Genomic DNA, 15,480 nt, shown 5'->3' on the forward strand with positions numbered 1-15,480 from the left:
TCTGAGGGACGATCGAACCCGGAGAGCGGATGTGCGCGAGGAGCGTCTGCGAACGATGGCGGGCCTGCGCGGCAGCCCGGCGCTGGCCTTGAGCGCGTGGCGTGGGCGCTCCGGCCGGCGCTACGTCGTCGGCGTCCACGAGATCGCCGGGTCCGATCTCGCCGAGGTCGGGCCGGCGGTGCTGATCGCGGTGCGTCGCGACGGCGCCGGCATCGCCCAGCCGGTCTCGGTGACGGCGACCGGCGAGAGCCCGCGCGAGCGGCTGACCCGCGGCTGGCTCGCCCGCGTCCGCCAGAAGGGCGCGACCGAGATGCACGTGCATCGCCTCGCCGAGGGCGAGGACGAGCGCCGCGCCATCGTCGCCGACCTCGTGCTCGACGAAGCCGCGTCCCCCTGACGCCGCTTCCTGCCGCCGCGGATCGAATCGCGGCGGCACACCGCGCACTTGCCTTGCGCGCGCCCGGTCTCCAAACACGGGCCGCCCGGCCGCTTCGCCGGGCCGCGCAGGACGACCTTGATGGCGCAGACCGACACTTCGATTCCCGGCGGACCGACCGAGCGGCCCCGCAGGCGGATCGGCCTGTTCCTCCCCTACATTCTCCTCGCCGCCCTGGTGCTGGCCTGGACCGTTGGCTGGTTCCTGATCCGGGCGCGGGCCGAGAGCGAGATGGACGGCTGGCTCGCTCAGGAAGCGAAGGCCGGCCGGCAATGGACCTGCGCCGACCGTTCGATCACCGGCTACCCGTTCCGGCTCGAACTGCGCTGCGCCTCCCTGCGCTTCGCCCGCTCGGACGGCAGCTTCTCGCTCGGGCCGGTCACCGTGGTCGTGCAGGTCTACGATCCGCGGCTCGTCCTGCTGGAGGCCGCCGGGCCGTTCCGGGTCGAGCAGGGCGATCTCAGCGCCAACGTCACCTGGGCCTCGCTGGAGGCGAGCTTCCACGCCGCCTCCGACGGCTTCAGCCGCGCCTCTCTGGTGGTCGATGGCCCGAAGGGCGTGGTGAACACGCCCGATCCCGGCCCGATCGAATTCGCCGCCCGCCATCTCGAGCTGCATGCCCGCCCGACGCCCGGCCGCTTCGCCTCCGACGGCGCGGTCGATGTGAGCCTGCGCCTCGACCAGGCGGCGGTGCCGCGTCTCGACGCGCTCGCCGGCAGCGCCGACCCGGCCGATATCGGCCTCGACACCACCATCGAGCAGGCGGCCGTGCTGCGCACCGGCACGGTCGCCCGCGAGTTGGAGACGTGGCGTCAGGCCGGCGGGCGGCTCGACGTGACGCGGCTGTCGATCGCCAAGGGCGAGCGCCGGCTCCAGGCCAAGGGCGCCGTCGGACTCGACGCGGCCCATCGGCCAGAGGGTCGGTTCGACCTGCGCGCGGTCGGGCTCGAAGCGCTGATCGGGCAGGTGATGGGCCAGCGCTACGGCGCCGACAAGGGCGCGCTGATCGGCAACCTCGTCGGCCAGTTCCTCGGCGGCCTGCGCCGTAAGGAGGAGGGCGATGCCGCCGCGGCGGAGGGCGGTGCCGACGCGCTCAAGCCGTTGCCGACGCTCAAGCTCGGCGACGGTCGCCTGATGCTCGGGCCGTTCGCGGTGCCGAACGTGGTGTTGCCGCCGCTCTACTGAGGCTGCGCCCTCAGCCGCCGGTCGCGGCCGGGGGCGCCGCGCCGCGGGCCCGGCCGAAATCGGCCTCCGCGGTCTCCTGGCCCATGGCGACGATGCCGCGCCGGATCGCGCGGGTGCGGGTGAACAGCTCGTGCAGCGCCTCGCCGTCGCCCCAGCGGATCGCCCGCGACAGGGCCGACAGGTCCTCGTTGAAGCGCCCGAGCATCTCCAGCACCGCGTCGCGGTTGGTGAGGAAGATGTCGCGCCACATGGTCGGGTCGGAGGCCGCGATCCGGGTGAAGTCGCGAAAGCCGCCGGCCGAGAATTTGACGACTTCGGACTGCGTCACTTCCTCCAGATCGGCCGCCGTGCCGACGATGTTGTAGGCGATCAGGTGCGGCACATGGCTGGTGATGGCGAGGACGAGGTCGTGGTGCTCCGGCGTCATCGTCTCGACGATGGCCCCTAAGCCCTGCCACAGGGCCCGCACCCGCTCGACCGCGGCCTCGTCGGCGCCGTCCGGCGGGGTGAGGATGCACCAGCGGTTCGAGAACAAGGTGGCGAAGCCCGAATCCGGCCCGGAATACTCCGTGCCGGCCACCGGATGGGCCGGCACGAACACGTTGGCGTCCGAGAGGTGCGGCGTGACGGCCGCGACCACAGCGGCCTTGACCGAGCCGACATCGGAGACGACGGCGCCGGGCTTCAGATACGGTGCGATTTGCTCCGCCACCGCGCCGATGGCGCCGACCGGCACGCACAGGATCACGAGATCGGCCCCCCGCACGCCCTCCGCCGCGTCGGTCGTGGCCCAATCGGCGAGGCCGAGCGCCGTCACCCGCTCGATCACCTGAGGATCGCGGTCGATCGCGACGATATTTTTCGCGAGCCCGTAGGTGCGGGCGCCGCGGGCGATCGAGGAGCCGATCAGCCCCAGGCCGACGATGGCGAGCCGCTCGACGCTCACGCGCCCGCTCCGCGCAGGAAGCCGGTCAGCGCCTCGACGAAGGCGCGGTTGGATTCCGCGCTGCCGACCGTCACCCGGAGCGCATCGGGCAGGCCGTAGGCGGCGACGCGGCGCACGATCACGCCGGCCTTGGTCAGGTGGGCGTCGGCCTCCGCGGCGGTGCGGCCGGGCGTGTCGGGGAAGTGGACGAGGAGGAAGTTGCCGACGCTCGGCGTGACGGTCAGCCCCAGCGCCTCGACCTCCTGAGCGAGCCAGGCGAGCCATTCGTCGTTGTGGGCGACGGCCGCCGCGACATGGGCCTCGTCGGCGATGGCGGCTGCGCCGGCCGCGATGGCGCCGGCCGAGAGGTTGAACGGCCCGCGGATGCGGTTGAGGGCGTCGACCACCGGCTCCGGGCCGACCATCCAGCCGATGCGCTGGGCCGCCAACCCGTGAATCTTCGAGAAGGTGCGGGTCATCACGACGTTGGCGGCTTCCAGCGCCATCTCCAGGCCGGCCGAATAGTCGTTGGCGCGCACGTACTCGGCATAGGCCCCGTCGAGCACGAGCAGCACGTTGCCGGGCAGGCCGGCGTGCAGGCGGCGCACCTCGTCGAAGGGCAGGTAGGTGCCGGTCGGGTTGTTGGGGTTGGCCAGATAGACGATGCGGGTGCGCGGCGTGACCGCGGCCAGGATCGCGTCGACATCCGCCGTCAGGTCGGTCTCCGGCGCCACGACCGGGGTACCGCCCGCCGTCAGGATGGCGATGCGGTAGACGAGAAAACCGTGCTGGCAGAAGATGCCCTCGTCGCCGGGCCCGACGAAGGCGAGCGCCAGCAGGGTCAGCAGCTCGTCCGAGCCCGCGCCGCAGACGATCCGGGCCGGATCGAGCCCGTAGCGCGCGCCGATGGCCTCGCGCAGCCGCGCGGCGCTGCCGTCGGGATAGAGCGCCAGCGTGCCGGATTCCGCCCGCAGGGCCTCGACGGCGCGGGGGCTCGGGCCCAGCGGCGTCTCGTTCGAGGAGAGCTTGTGGGTCCTGGCCACGCCCGGCGCGGCGCTCTTGCCGGGCACGTAGGCCTCGATGGCGAGCACGCCCGGACGGGGGAGGGGGCGGAGCGCGGAAGAAGATGCGGACATGGTGGCAGCACGGGGCGGCGATAAGGATGGCCGTCCCTCTACAGCATTTCGCGGGCGCGCGAGAGCCGGTCGATGCGCCGGCTCCCGCGCGGCTGGGTTCCGCTTACTTCGGCTTCGGCTCGGGCGGCGTGGTGCCGGGCGGCAGCAGCACGTTCTTGGCCACCGCCCCCTCCGGGCCGTACTCGCCCGCCACCGCGATGCAGGCCTGCTCGCGGTTGAGGTTCATCTGGTTCGACATCAGCGTGAAGATGCCCATCACCCGGTTGCCGAACGGCCCGCGCGGGCTGACGTCCTCGGGCCTCGTGTTCTGCTTGGCGAGCAGCGCCTCGAACTCGCCGGTGCCCAGCACGTAGCCGCAGACGTTGACGGCGGAGAAGATGTAGGCGGCGAATTCCAGCGCCCGCGGGCTCGGCGCATTGCGGATCGACCGCGGCTGCCCGGCCTCCGGCGTGTCGGCCTTCGGCGCGGTCTCTTGGACGGGCGGGGACGCCTTGGGCGGCGTGGCGGGCTCCTGCGCGGCGGCCGGAGCGAGAAGGCCGCCGAGGAGGGCGGCGGCGAGCAGAAGGCGGGCGGTCATCGGACGTTCCTCGGGGACACGGATTCTCACGATCCGCTTAAAAGAGAGAGCCCCGAGATAGTCCGACGGACCGCCGCGTCAAAGCCGGACAGGGCCCGCGGACGGGCCCTGCGGCGGTTCACCACTTGTAGCTCACGCTCGCGATGACCCGGCGGGCCTCGCCGTAGAAGCACTCATTGGCTGAGATGCAGGATGACACGAAGCGGCGGTCGCCGATGTTCGTCGCGTTGATCGCTGCCCGCCAGTTGTCCCAGGTGTAGTGGATCTGGGCGTCGAACAGCACGTATTCGGGCACGACCAGGGTATTCGCAACGTTGGCGAAGGAGCGTCCGATGTAGCGCACGCCGCCGCCGAAGCCGAAGCCGCGCCAGTCGCCTGTCGGGATCGTGTAGTCGGCGAAGATCGACGCCAACACTTCCGGGATGCGGGTCGGCGTGCGTCCGACCTGATCGTCGTTACCCTTGAGCGTGACGAGGTCATACGCGGTGAAGGCAGCAACAAGGTTCAGTCCCTGCGCGAGGTTGGCAACGGCCTGCACCTCGACGCCGCGGGAGCGGACTTCTCCGAGCGGAGCGCTGAAGAAGGTGCCTGGCACCGGCTGTAGCACGTTCTGACGAACGAGATCGAAGGCTGCGGCGGTCAAGAAGAAGCCGTAACCGATTGGCTCGAACTTGACGCCGACCTCGACCTGCTCGCCGTATTCGGGCACGAAACTGCGGCCGCCGGCGTCTGAGCCGATCTGCGGCTGGAACGAAGTCGAGTAGCTGACATATGGCGCAAGGCCATCGGGGAAGTTGTAGATCAGGGCGGCGCGACCACTGAAGGCCTCGTCGCTGCGGCGGCTGCTGTTGGCCGGAACGAGCCGGTCACGCACCACATTGTCGGCGAAATCCTGCCGCCCGCCGAGGACCAGGGTCAACTGGTCGGTGAGCTTGATCTGGTCCTGAGCGTAGATGCCGAGCTGCTGGAAGGTGTCGGCATTGACGAGATAAGGGGACGGCCGACCGCGGATCTGGCCGTAGACCGGATTGGTGATGCTCAGACCCGGCACCGGATAGAAGTTCGGGAAGTTGGTGCCCTGGTTATCGTGCAGGTCGTACCGCTTGTAATCGAGGCCGATCAGCAGGTTATGCCGAAAGTATCCGTCGAAAAAGCGTGCCTCAGCATGATTGTCGACCTGAAAAATGCCGACCTTCGAACTCGTCAGGAACTGATAGCGGTTCAGCGTGGTCTCGGCGGCGTCAGCGTATCCGGTCTGGTTCAGGTACGAGTTCTGGAAGGCATCGCTGAACGAGTAGCGGAGATTCTGCCGGAAGGTCCAAGTCTCGTCGATCGCGTGCTCGAATTCGTAACCGGCGAAGGCTTGCTCACGCTGGAAAGTGTTCAGGGCCGGATCGCCGACGTTGAGCGAACGCGGGATGCGCAGGCCGCTCAAGTTGGGACGCACCGTTCCCGAGTACGGCAGGAAATTCGCCGTTACCGCGGTCGAGTCGCGCTGATAGCTCGTCAGGATGGTGAACGAGGTCCCGGCATCCGGGCGGTAGGTCAGAGCAGGTGCGATGTAGGCACGATCGTCGGGCGCCCCATCGACCTGCGTGCCCCCCTGACGGCCGAAGCCCGTCAGACGATAGAACCATTTACCGGAGTCGTCGGCAGGGCCGCCGATATCGAAGGCGCCGTAGACCTGCCCGAACGAGCCGCCACCGACCTCGACGTAGCCGAACGGCGCAACGGTCGGGCGCTTGGTGATCTGGTTGACGATACCGCCGGGATTGCCTGCGCCGAATAGGACGGCAGCCGGGCCGCGCAGCACCTCGATGCGCTCCAGACCGAAAGTCTCGACCTTGAATGTGCCGAAGCCGTAGTTCAGCACTTGAAGGCCATCGCGGTAGATGCCGTAGTCGCTTGCGATGAAGCCGCGCAGGGTGAAGTAATCGACACGGGTGTCGGCACCGAAGGTGCCGGAATAGATACCGGCCGTGTACTGGGTCGCCTGCGTCAGCGTCTGCGCCTTCTGCGCATCAATCTGCTGGCGGCCGATCACCGTGATCGATTGCGGCGTCTCGATCAGCGGGGTGTCGGTCTTGGTCGCCGTCGCCGAGCGGGTCGCGACGTAGCCGTCGATGGGGCCGCGCGGGTCTTCGCGCAGCAGGCGGCCGTCGGGACCGAGCTGGCCCGGCAGCACGCGGCCGGCCGTGGCGTTGCCGTTGCCGCCCGCGCCCTCGACGGAGATCTCGTCGAGACGCGTGCTCTGCTGGGCGAGCGCGCCGGCCGTGAGGGCCAGCAGCGAGGCGCTCGCCAGGGCCGCAGCCCGCAATCCGTGCCTGCCGACGAGAATGTGAACCGACCGCATCACCGTGTGAGCCCCATCTGCCCGAACTGGCGAAACCGGCGGCGCGAGGCTGCCGCGCCGGCCGACCGCTCAGTTTGGAATTATGCTAAACTACTGTTATTACTTGCTTTTCGCGAACTCAGCCGTAGCCAGCCGGGGGGGCATGGAGCAAGGCATGGGCGAAGCACGCCGCCGTGAAAGCGGGGGGCTGTAGCAGGCGTGTCACAGAATTGCGCGCAACCCGTGCGGCGGCGCGGCGCGCGGTGCGTGAGGTTGCATGGCCCGAAACGCGGATCCGCCGAACCCCACCTCGATCGGCGGCGTTCGGCCCGCGAAGCGGACAGCGACCGCCTCTGCCGGTCCCCTCACAATTGCCGGACAGGTGCAGCCCGGTCATGCGAACCTCCGTCAGGGGTACGGTTTCGGCTACTCTCCGTTCGGACTGTCTCCTATCGGCGGCACGGCCGATCCAGCCGTCCTGCGGTCGTGGACGTTCCGAGCCCGCGGGATTGTCCGGCATCCGGCCGCGGCATCGAGCGGGGACGAGGCGGGCATGAAGACATCGACACCACCCGACCAGACGGCCCTGCGCGCGGAGATCGCGTCGGCCGACACCCTGCCCGCGCTCAACGGGCGGTTCCGGCGGGCCGTGCAGGCGCAGGGTTTCTCGACCTACGCGGTCGGCTTCCTTCCGGATTGGGCCGTCGAGGGCGGCACCGGCACGGACGCGCAGGAGCCGTTCCTGCTGCTCGACTGGCCGCGGGAATGGCTCGAACTCTACGCCCGCCAGGGCTTCGCCACCGACGACATCGTGGTCGCGGAGGCCGCGCGGACGACCGAGCCGTTCACGTGGAGCGAGGTGCAGGCGCGCCATCCCGGCGCCAGCGCGCAGATCTTCGCGGCCGCCGCCGAGTTCGGCTGGGGCGACGGCTTCGTCATCCCGGTCCACGATCCGCAAGGCCCGCCCGGCGAGCGCTTCGGCGTCGCGAGCCTCGCCGCTGCCCGGCTCGACCGGTTCGACGCCCCCGCCCGCGCCGCGACCGTCGCGGTGGCGCTCACCGCCTTCGCCCGCGCGCGGACGCTGCGGCAGACGGGTGCCAAAGCCGCGGGCCGCCCGGCCCTGAGCGAGCGCGAGCGCCAGGGTCTCGCCCTGGTGGCGGAGGGGCTGGGCGATGCCGAGATCGGCGAGCGCCTCGGCGTCACCCGCGCCACGGCGCATTTCCACGTCGAGCGGGCCAAGAAGCGGCTCGGTGCCGCGACGCGGGCGCAGGCCGTGGCGATCGCGCTGTTGCAGGGGCTGCTCTGACGCCGCTGGGGCTCCGCCCCAAGCCCCGCCAAAGGGCTTGCCCTTTGGGAACCCGTTATACCGTGACTTGGGTGCCGACTTCGACCACGCGGCCCGTGGGAATCTGGAAGAAGTCCGTGGCGTCGTTGGCGTTCTTGGCGAGCGTGATGAAGATCCGGTCCTGCCACAGCGGCATGCCCGAATGGGCCGCGGGGCGGATCGAGCGGCGCGACAGGAAGAACGAGGTCGACATGATGTCGAACTTGAAGCCCTCGCGTTTCAGGAGCGTCAGGGTGCGGGGGATGTTGGGCGTCTCCATGAAGCCGAAGCGCATCACCACCTTGAAGAAGCCCGGCCCCACCGGCGCGATCCGCACCCGCTCGGATTCCGGCGCGCGCGGCCGGTCCATGGTCTCGACGGTGAGCACCACGTTCTTCTCGTGGATCACCTTGTTGTGCTTCATGTTGTGCAGGAGTGCGGCCGGGGCGATGTCGGGATCGCTGGTGAGGAACACCGCCGTGCCCTTCACCCGGTGGTAGGAGCTGCTCTTCTCCAGCATGCCGACGAGTTCGATCAGCGGCACGTCGGTCTTGCGGGTCTTGTTGACGAGGATCGCCACGCCCCGCACCCAGGTCCACATCATCAGCATCAGGCCGCCCGCCATGAGCAGGGGCACGTAGCCGCCCTCGTGCACCTTGAGCAGGTTCGAGAGCAGGAACAGGAACTCGATGAAGAAGAAGGGCGCGATCGCCAGGGCGGCGACGAGGGGCTTCAGGCGCGCGACCTTCCACAGCACCACGTAGGCCATGGAGGCGGTCAGCAGCATCGTGCCCGTCACCGCGATGCCGTAGGCCGAGGCGAGCGCCGAGGACGAGCGGAAGGTGACGGCCAGGATCACGACGCCGAGCGCCAGCAGCATGTTGATCCGCGGCAGGTAGATCTGGCCCGAATGCGCCTCGGAGGTGTGGCGGATCTCCATGCGCGGCAGCATGCCGAGCTGGATCGCCTGCCGCGACAGCGAGAACGCCCCGGTGATGACCGCCTGGCTCGCCGTCACGGTGGCGATGGTGGCGAGCAGCACCATGGGGATCAGGCCCCATTCGGGCACGAGCTGGTAGAACGGATCGGTGGTCTCGGGCTTGGCGAGCACCAGGGCGGTCTGGCCGAGATAGTTGAGCACGAGACAGGGCGCGACGAGGAACAGCCACGCCACCTGGATCGGCCGGCGCCCGAAATGGCCGAGATCGGCGAACAGGGCCTCCGCGCCCGTCACCGCCAGGAACACCGCGCCGAGCGCCACCAGCGCGCCCGTGCCGTGGCCGAGCAGGTAGTGCAGCGCGTACCAGGGATTGAAGGCGGCGAGCACGCCGGGATTGCCGATGATGTAGGGGAGCGCCGCCGCCGCCAGCGCCAGGAACCACAGCACCATCACGGGACCGAAGAAGGTCGCGACGCGGGCGGTGCCGTGGCTCTGGACCGCGAACAGGGCGACGATGATCGCCACCGTGATCGGCAGCACGTAGTCGTCGAACGCCGGCGTGACGAGCTTCAGGCCCTCGACCGCCGAGAGCACCGAGATCGCCGGGGTGATGACGGAATCGCCGTAGAACAGCGAGGCCCCGAGCAGGCCCAGCATGAACACGAGCTTCGAGCCGCCGAGCGCGTGGCGGGCCTTGGCCATTAGCGAGAGGATGCCCCCCTCGCCGTTGTTGTCCATGCGCAGCAGGATCGCGACGTACTTGATCGTGACGATCAGGAGCAGCGCCCAGATGATCAGCGAGGTGGTTCCGATCACCTCCTCGGGCAGAACGATGCCATCGACGCGGGCGGGCGCGAGCGCCTCGCGGAAGGCGTAGAGCGGGCTCGTGCCGATATCGCCGTAGACGACGCCGACCGAGCCGACGGTGAGCGCCCAGAAGCCGGTGCGGCCGTGGCCGTGCGCCGAGGTCTCGGAGGCGTCCACGGCACCGGCGGAGGTCGCGACCGGGCCGCCCTCGCCGGGGGCGGGGCCGCCGACGGCGGAAGCCGGGTGGGGATCGGCCGGCAGGCTCGGGCTGGCAGGCTGGGTCATCGGGCCGTCGGGTTCGGGTGCGTGCGTCGTCGGCAGGGGTCTGCCGGAAGCGCATGAAGGGTGTGCGTCGGTCGACCCGATGGGCACCGACCCGCCGCCGGCTCGGGCGGGAGCGTCGCGCCCGGCCTCGTCGCGGCTTGTCGCGGGGGGAGGCAGGACGATGGCGGTCTCAGGGTCGCAAGGTTCAGGCCGGACATCGCGGCCTCGCAGGGCGCTCGGGTCCGGCCAGCGTCGTCACGCGGCCCGAACCCGGAAACGGTCCCGGGATTCGGCAGGCTCTCCGGAGAGGGGCGCCCGTGGGTGCCCCTCGCCCCTCACTCGGCGGCGTCGCGCTTGCCCTGGCCGAAGCGGCGCTCGATGTAGTCGATGACGATGCCCTCGAAGTCCTTGGCGAGCGTCGCGCCGCGCAGGGTCATCGCCTTCTTACCGTCGATGAAGACCGGGGCGGTCGGGGTCTCGCCGGTTCCGGGCAGGGAGATGCCGATATCGGCGTGCTTCGACTCGCCCGGCCCGTTGACGATGCAGCCCATCACCGCGACGTTCAGGCTCTCGACGCCTGGATAGGTCTTCTTCCACTCCGGCATGGAAGTGGTGATCCAGTTCTGGATGTCTCGGGCGAGCTCCTGGAACGTGGTCGAGGTGGTGCGGCCGCAGCCGGGGCAGGCGGCGACCAGCGGCACGAAGGTGCGGAACCCCATGGTCTGCAGGAGTTCCTGCGCGGCCTTCACCTCCACGGTGCGGTCGCCGCCGGGCTCCGGTGTCAGCGAGTAGCGGATCGTGTCGCCGATGCCCTCCTGCAGGAGCACGCCGATGGCGGCCGAGGCCGCGACGATGCCCTTCGAGCCCATGCCGGCCTCAGTCAGGCCGAGATGGATCGCGTAGTCCGAGCGGCGCGCCACCTCGCGGTAGACCGCGATCAGGTCCTGCACCGCCGAGACCTTGGCCGAGAGGATGATGCGATCCTGCGGCAGGCCGAGTTCCACCGCGCGGTCGGCTGAGGTCAGCGCCGATTGCACCATCGCCTCGCGCATCACCGCGCGGGCATCGATGGGCTTGGCCGAGCGGGCGTTCTCGTCCATCAGGTGCGTCAGCAGGGCCTCGTCGAGCGAGCCCCAGTTCGCGCCGATGCGCACCGTCTTGCCGTACTTGATCGCCTGCTCGACGATGGTCGAGAACTGAACGTCCTTCTTCTCCTTGAAGCCGACATTGCCCGGATTGATCCGGTACTTGGCCAGCGCCTCGGCGCAGGCCGGATGGTCGGACAGGAGCTTGTGGCCGATATAGTGGAAGTCGCCCACCAGCGGCACGTGGCAGCCGATCCGGTCGAGGCGCTCGCGGATCTTCGGCACCGCTGCCGCCGCCTCGTCGCGATCGACGGTGATGCGCACCAGCTCCGAGCCGGCCCGCGCCAGCTGGGCGACCTGGGCCACGGTGGCGTCGATGTCGGCGGTGTCGGTGTTGGTCATCGACTGCACGACGATCGGCGCGCCGCCGCCGACGGTGACCGCGCCCTCGCCCTCGCCGATCCGCACGCCGACGGTGCGGTGGCGCGGGGCGGGCCCTGCGATCTCCGGCCCGCGCATGTTCGGGCTCTGAGCCTCGATCGGGTTTGCCAGGGCGTCGGGAGCTTCCATGACTTCCATCGTGCCTTCGCGGGTCGTCTCAACCTGTCCGCGCGTGCCGGCCTTGGGGCGTCCCGCGGGCGCGAAGACGATCCTATCCGAATCCGGCGCGATCCGCGACCTGCCGCTCACGCCCGCGCGAACGGATGCGGAGCTTGCCTTGTGCTCGAGGCCGCTTCCATGTCGCATCCCGAGCGGGATGTCGAGCGCGAGCGCCGCGATTGCAAGGATGGCACCCCATCGGCGGAGCGTTCACCCCTCATGCAAAAGCCGCTCGCGGGCGTCGATTGCCTACGGGTCAAAGCACCGCACGGAACCGGATGCTGCTTTGCACCATCTAAAGACGCACTGCAACAATTCTGGTGAGGCACGATGGACAGGCTCAGCCCCGAGACGATCGCCGGCCCGACGGCATCGGAGGTGCCCGGCGACGACGCTCACAATCCGGTCACCGTGGTTCCGAGCCCGATCGCCCACACGACTCGTCCGGGCGAAGGTTTTCGCGGCCTTGCCGGGCCGCGGGCCGAGAAGGCGGTGTCGCTGGCGCTCCAGGGCGGCGGGTCGCACGGCGCCTTCACCTGGGGCGTGCTCGACGCGCTGATCGAGGACGGGCGCGTCGCCTTCGAGGCGGTGACGGGCGCGAGCGCAGGCGCGATGAACGCCGTCGTCCTCGTGGACGGCTGGCTCGCGGGCGGGCCCGACGGCGCGCGCGCCGCCCTCGAAGCCTTCTGGCGCGAGGCGAGCCTGGATGCCGACCTCAAGCCGGTGCAGCAGAGCTGGATCGACGGACTGTTCCACGTCTGGAAGGGCAACCCCTTCGTCGAGGCATGGCTGAAGGTGCTCAACCCCGGCCCCTATGCGGCCAACCCCCTCAACATCAATCCGCTGCGCGGCGCGCTGGAGCGCGTGGTCGATTTCGAGCGCCTGCGCTCCGCCTCGACCGCCGACGTCTTCGTCTCGGCCACCAATGTCTGGACCGGCAAGCTCGCGGTGTTCGAGCGCGAGCGCCTCACCGCCGACCATCTGATGGCCTCGGCCTGTCTGCCGACCGTGTTCCAGGCGGTGGAGATCGACGGCGTGCCCTACTGGGACGGCGGCTATCTCGGCAATCCGGCGCTCTACCCGCTGCACGAGGCGCGCACCCGCGACATCCTCCTCGTGCAGATCAACCCGGTCGAGCGCCGCGAGACGCCGCGCACGGCGCAGGACATCCAGAACCGGCTCAACGAGATCACCTTCAACGCCAACCTGATGCGGGAGCTGCGCGCGATCGACTTCGTGCACGGCCTGATCGAGGAGGGCGGACAGGAGGTCGAGGGGCTGGAGCGCGTCTTCCTCCACCGCATCGACGGCACCGACCTCCTCGACGACTACGCCGCCTCCTCGCGCCTCGACGCCCGCTGGCGGATGATCGAACGCCTGCGCGACAAGGGGCGCAAGGCGGCCCAGGCCTGGCTCGAACAGGGCTACGGCGAGGTCGGGGTGCGCTGCACGCTGGATCTGAAGCAGGCCTATCAGTAGGTCGCCCCTTTTCCTTCACGCACACCGTCATTCCGGAGCCGCGCAGCGGAACCCGGAAGCCACCCGTGATGCGCGGCCCATGACAGGCGTCGCGGCCCGTCGTGGATTCCGGCCTCGCCTTCGGCGCCCCGGAATGACGGCGGAGGGATACCGAACCGTCGCGCCGCTCAAACCGTGACAAGCCACCCCGGCCCGTAACGCGATTTCGCTTGCGCCTCGGCCGCTACGCACATAAAGATATCTTTATGTCTAGTGCCAACAGCCTCGGGACGGCCTCCCCCACGGCATCGGTGCCTTTCACCGAAGCGCTCGCCGTGCTGCGCGCCGCCGCCGAGGAGACGCGGCTGCGCATCCTGGCGCTGCTGGCGGAGGGCGAATTGTCGGTCTCGGACCTCACCGACATCCTGGGCCAGTCGCAGCCGCGCATCTCGCGCCATCTCAAGCTTCTGGTCGAATCCGGCCTGATCGAGCGTCATCGCGAAGGCGCCTGGGCCTTCTTCCGCCTGCGCGAGGCCGCCGCGGGCTTCGTCGAGCCGCTGATCGCCGCGCTCCGCCACGAGGCGCCGCCGCTTTCCGAGGATCGCGCCCGGCTCGATTCGGTGCGGGCTCAGCGCGCGGACGCCGCCCAGACCTTCTTCGCGCGCCTCGCCCCGAAATGGGACCGGCTGCGCTCGCTCCACGTGCCCGAGGCGACCGTCGAGGCCGCGGTGCTCGACGCGCTCGGCGATCGGCCGATCCGCCACGTGGTCGATCTCGGCACCGGCACCGGCAAGATGCTGGCCCTGCTGGCGCCCCGCGCGGGCCGGGCCACCGGGCTCGATTCGAGCCACGCCATGCTCTCCGTCGCCCGGGCCAACCTGGAACGGGCGGGCCTGCCGCGGGTCGACCTGAGACAGGGCGACCTCCACGCGCCGCCCTTCGGGCGGGCGGGCTTCGACCTCGTGGTGCTGCATCAGGTGCTGCATTACCTCGACGATCCGGCCCGCGCCCTGCGGGAGGCCGCGCGCCTCGTCGCTCCGGGCGGGCGCCTGCTCGTGGTCGATTTCGCGCCCCATGCCCAGGAGCATCTGCGCGAGACCCAGGCCCATCGCCGTCTCGGCTTCGCGGCCGATCAGGTGACGGGATGGCTGGTGCAGGCGGGCCTCGGCCGGGTCGAGAGCCGCGACCTCGCCCCCGACGACGGCACCGAGCATCCGCTCACCGTCACCCTCTGGCTCGCCCAGGATATCGCTCAAGACGTCGCCGAAAACCTCACCCAAAACGCCGTCTCGCTCCGGCCGGCGGCGCCGGACGAGCGGGCAGTGGCCTGAGCCCTACGGCCAAGGCGACACGACCGGGACACGATCGACCGACAATCCTGATCGCAAGATCGAACGATCAAGATGTCGACGACCACAAGAACGACCACGAAGGGGACGATTTCGATGCCCAGCGCTTCTCAGCACCGTGCCAGCCGCGACGGCTTCCGCCCGATCCGCGTCTCGATCGAGTTCTTTCCGCCCAAGACCGAGGAGATGGAGAAGATCCTCTGGTCCTCGATCGAGCGGCTGGCGCCGCTGCAGCCGAAATTCGTCTCGGTGACCTACGGCGCGGGCGGCTCCACCCGCGAGCGCACCCACAACACGGTGGCCCGGATGGTCAAGGAGACCAGCCTCAAGCCCGCCGCCCACCTCACCTGCGTGAACGCCACGCGCGAGGAAATCGATTCGGTCGTCCAGTCCTACTGGGATGCGGGCGTGCGCCACATCGTGGCGCTGCGCGGCGATCCGGCCGAGGGCGTCGGCTACACCTACCGGCCCCATCCCGGCGGCTACGCCCAGACCTGCGACCTCGTGGCCGGCATCAAGCGGATCGGCGACTTCAAGGTCGCGGTCTCGGCCTATCCGGAGAAGCACCCGGAGGCCGCCTCGCTCGATGCCGACATCGACGCGCTGAAGGCCAAGGTCGATGCCGGCGCCGATCAGGCGATCACCCAATTCTTCTTCGACAACGAGATCTACCTGCGCTACCGCGACAAGGTGCGCGCCGCCGGGATCGACATCCCGATCATCCCCGGCATCCTGCCGGTGCAGAACTTCAAGCAGGCGGCCAACTTCGCCCGCCGCACCGGCGCCTCGGTGCCCTACTGGCTGGCCGCCCGGTTCGAGGGCCTGGAGAGCGACGTCGAGACCCGCCGACTGGTGGCGGCGGCGGTCGCTGCCGAACAGGTGCTCGACCTCGTCGATCAGGGCGTAGAGGACTTCCACTTCTACTCGATGAACCGCTCGGACCTCGTCTACGCCATCTGCCATCTGCTCGGCCTGCGCTCGCAGGTCCCGGCCAAGCTGGCGGCGAAGGCGGCGTAACCGCCTTCCACCCTTCGCCCTCATCCTGAGGTGCTGAGCGTAAGC

12 protein-coding genes are annotated in these 15,480 nt (G+C 69.9%); 6 read left to right on the forward strand and 6 right to left on the reverse strand.

The features are described from left to right. Window positions 1-55 precede the first annotated feature (55 nt). Both HNR00_RS02630 and HNR00_RS02635 read left to right on the forward strand, forming a co-directional pair. Window positions 56-397 (forward strand): hypothetical protein, encoded by a 342-nt coding sequence (locus tag HNR00_RS02630; protein ID WP_183564466.1) that lies wholly within the window; start codon window positions 56-58, stop codon window positions 395-397. A gap of 120 nt (window positions 398-517) precedes the next feature. Beyond that, window positions 518-1,621: a DUF2125 domain-containing protein gene (locus HNR00_RS02635; RefSeq protein WP_183564469.1), complete on the forward strand. Its 1,104-nt coding sequence runs from the start codon at window positions 518-520 to the stop codon at window positions 1,619-1,621. 10 nt (window positions 1,622-1,631) lie between these two features. Here HNR00_RS02635 and HNR00_RS02640 read toward each other — a convergent pair whose 3' ends face one another. The 4 genes from HNR00_RS02640 to HNR00_RS02655 all read right to left on the reverse strand — a co-directional run bounded on the left by HNR00_RS02640 (window position 1,632) and on the right by HNR00_RS02655 (window position 6,612). Next, the gene (locus HNR00_RS02640) at window positions 1,632-2,567 is read right to left on the reverse strand and encodes a prephenate/arogenate dehydrogenase family protein (protein WP_183564472.1); all 936 of its coding nucleotides are present in this window, start codon (window positions 2,565-2,567) and stop codon (window positions 1,632-1,634) included. Then, complete coding sequence (locus tag HNR00_RS02645; RefSeq protein ID WP_183564475.1) at window positions 2,564-3,682, reverse strand: pyridoxal phosphate-dependent aminotransferase; 1,119 nt, start codon at window positions 3,680-3,682, stop codon at window positions 2,564-2,566. Before HNR00_RS02645 ends, HNR00_RS02640 begins: the two co-directional genes overlap by 4 nt. 103 nt (window positions 3,683-3,785) lie before the next feature. After that, the gene (locus HNR00_RS02650; protein WP_183564478.1) at window positions 3,786-4,259 is read right to left on the reverse strand and encodes a hypothetical protein; all 474 of its coding nucleotides are present in this window, start codon (window positions 4,257-4,259) and stop codon (window positions 3,786-3,788) included. Window positions 4,260-4,377: 118 nt separating this feature from the next. Beyond that, entirely contained in the window at window positions 4,378-6,612 is a 2,235-nt protein-coding gene (locus tag HNR00_RS02655; RefSeq protein WP_183564481.1) for a TonB-dependent siderophore receptor, read from the reverse strand. Between the two features lie 532 nt (window positions 6,613-7,144). Here HNR00_RS02655 and HNR00_RS02660 point away from each other — a divergent pair. Continuing rightward, window positions 7,145-7,897 carry a helix-turn-helix transcriptional regulator gene (locus HNR00_RS02660; protein WP_183564485.1) on the forward strand — a complete coding sequence of 251 codons (753 nt, stop codon included), beginning with the start codon at window positions 7,145-7,147 and terminating at the stop codon, window positions 7,895-7,897. Window positions 7,898-7,952: 55 nt separating this feature from the next. On the opposite strand, the gene HNR00_RS02665 is transcribed toward HNR00_RS02660, so the two are convergent. Both HNR00_RS02665 and ispG read right to left on the reverse strand, forming a co-directional pair. Then, the gene (locus HNR00_RS02665) at window positions 7,953-9,947 is read right to left on the reverse strand and encodes a potassium transporter Kup (protein ID WP_183564487.1); all 1,995 of its coding nucleotides are present in this window, start codon (window positions 9,945-9,947) and stop codon (window positions 7,953-7,955) included. Between the two features lie 314 nt (window positions 9,948-10,261). Continuing rightward, on the reverse strand, window positions 10,262-11,590 hold the full coding sequence (gene ispG / locus HNR00_RS02670; RefSeq protein WP_183564491.1) for a flavodoxin-dependent (E)-4-hydroxy-3-methylbut-2-enyl-diphosphate synthase: 1,329 nt from the start codon (window positions 11,588-11,590) through the stop codon (window positions 10,262-10,264). A 351-nt stretch (window positions 11,591-11,941) separates the two neighbouring features. Here ispG and HNR00_RS02675 point away from each other — a divergent pair, with 351 nt between their 5' ends. From HNR00_RS02675 to metF, 3 genes are all read left to right on the forward strand, one after another. Next, window positions 11,942-13,090 carry a patatin-like phospholipase family protein gene (locus HNR00_RS02675; RefSeq protein ID WP_183564494.1) on the forward strand — a complete coding sequence of 383 codons (1,149 nt, stop codon included), beginning with the start codon at window positions 11,942-11,944 and terminating at the stop codon, window positions 13,088-13,090. A 245-nt stretch (window positions 13,091-13,335) separates the two neighbouring features. Continuing rightward, on the forward strand, window positions 13,336-14,400 hold the full coding sequence (locus HNR00_RS02680) for an ArsR/SmtB family transcription factor (RefSeq protein ID WP_183564497.1): 1,065 nt from the start codon (window positions 13,336-13,338) through the stop codon (window positions 14,398-14,400). Between the two features lie 114 nt (window positions 14,401-14,514). Next, window positions 14,515-15,435, forward strand: a complete 921-nt coding sequence (gene metF / locus HNR00_RS02685; protein WP_183564500.1) for a methylenetetrahydrofolate reductase [NAD(P)H] — start codon at window positions 14,515-14,517, stop codon at window positions 15,433-15,435. Window positions 15,436-15,480 lie beyond the last annotated feature (45 nt).

The organism is Methylorubrum rhodinum, assembly GCF_014199935.1.
GTDB classification, from domain to species: Bacteria; Pseudomonadota; Alphaproteobacteria; order Rhizobiales; family Beijerinckiaceae; genus Methylobacterium; species Methylobacterium rhodinum.

Coding starts and splice junctions, on each gene's coding strand:
- HNR00_RS02660 (WP_183564485.1), top strand. CDS start 7,145: ATGAAGACATCGACACCACCCGACCAGACGGCCCTGCGCGCGGAGATC.
- HNR00_RS02655 (WP_183564481.1), bottom strand. CDS start 6,612: ATGCGGTCGGTTCACATTCTCGTCGGCAGGCACGGATTGCGGGCTGCG.
- metF (WP_183564500.1), top strand. CDS start 14,515: ATGCCCAGCGCTTCTCAGCACCGTGCCAGCCGCGACGGCTTCCGCCCG.
- HNR00_RS02665 (WP_183564487.1), bottom strand. CDS start 9,947: ATGACCCAGCCTGCCAGCCCGAGCCTGCCGGCCGATCCCCACCCGGCT.
- HNR00_RS02675 (WP_183564494.1), top strand. CDS start 11,942: ATGGACAGGCTCAGCCCCGAGACGATCGCCGGCCCGACGGCATCGGAG.
- HNR00_RS02650 (WP_183564478.1), bottom strand. CDS start 4,259: ATGACCGCCCGCCTTCTGCTCGCCGCCGCCCTCCTCGGCGGCCTTCTC.
- HNR00_RS02680 (WP_183564497.1), top strand. CDS start 13,336: ATGTCTAGTGCCAACAGCCTCGGGACGGCCTCCCCCACGGCATCGGTG.
- HNR00_RS02635 (WP_183564469.1), top strand. CDS start 518: ATGGCGCAGACCGACACTTCGATTCCCGGCGGACCGACCGAGCGGCCC.
- HNR00_RS02630 (WP_183564466.1), top strand. CDS start 56: ATGGCGGGCCTGCGCGGCAGCCCGGCGCTGGCCTTGAGCGCGTGGCGT.
- HNR00_RS02645 (WP_183564475.1), bottom strand. CDS start 3,682: ATGTCCGCATCTTCTTCCGCGCTCCGCCCCCTCCCCCGTCCGGGCGTG.
- ispG (WP_183564491.1), bottom strand. CDS start 11,590: ATGGAAGTCATGGAAGCTCCCGACGCCCTGGCAAACCCGATCGAGGCT.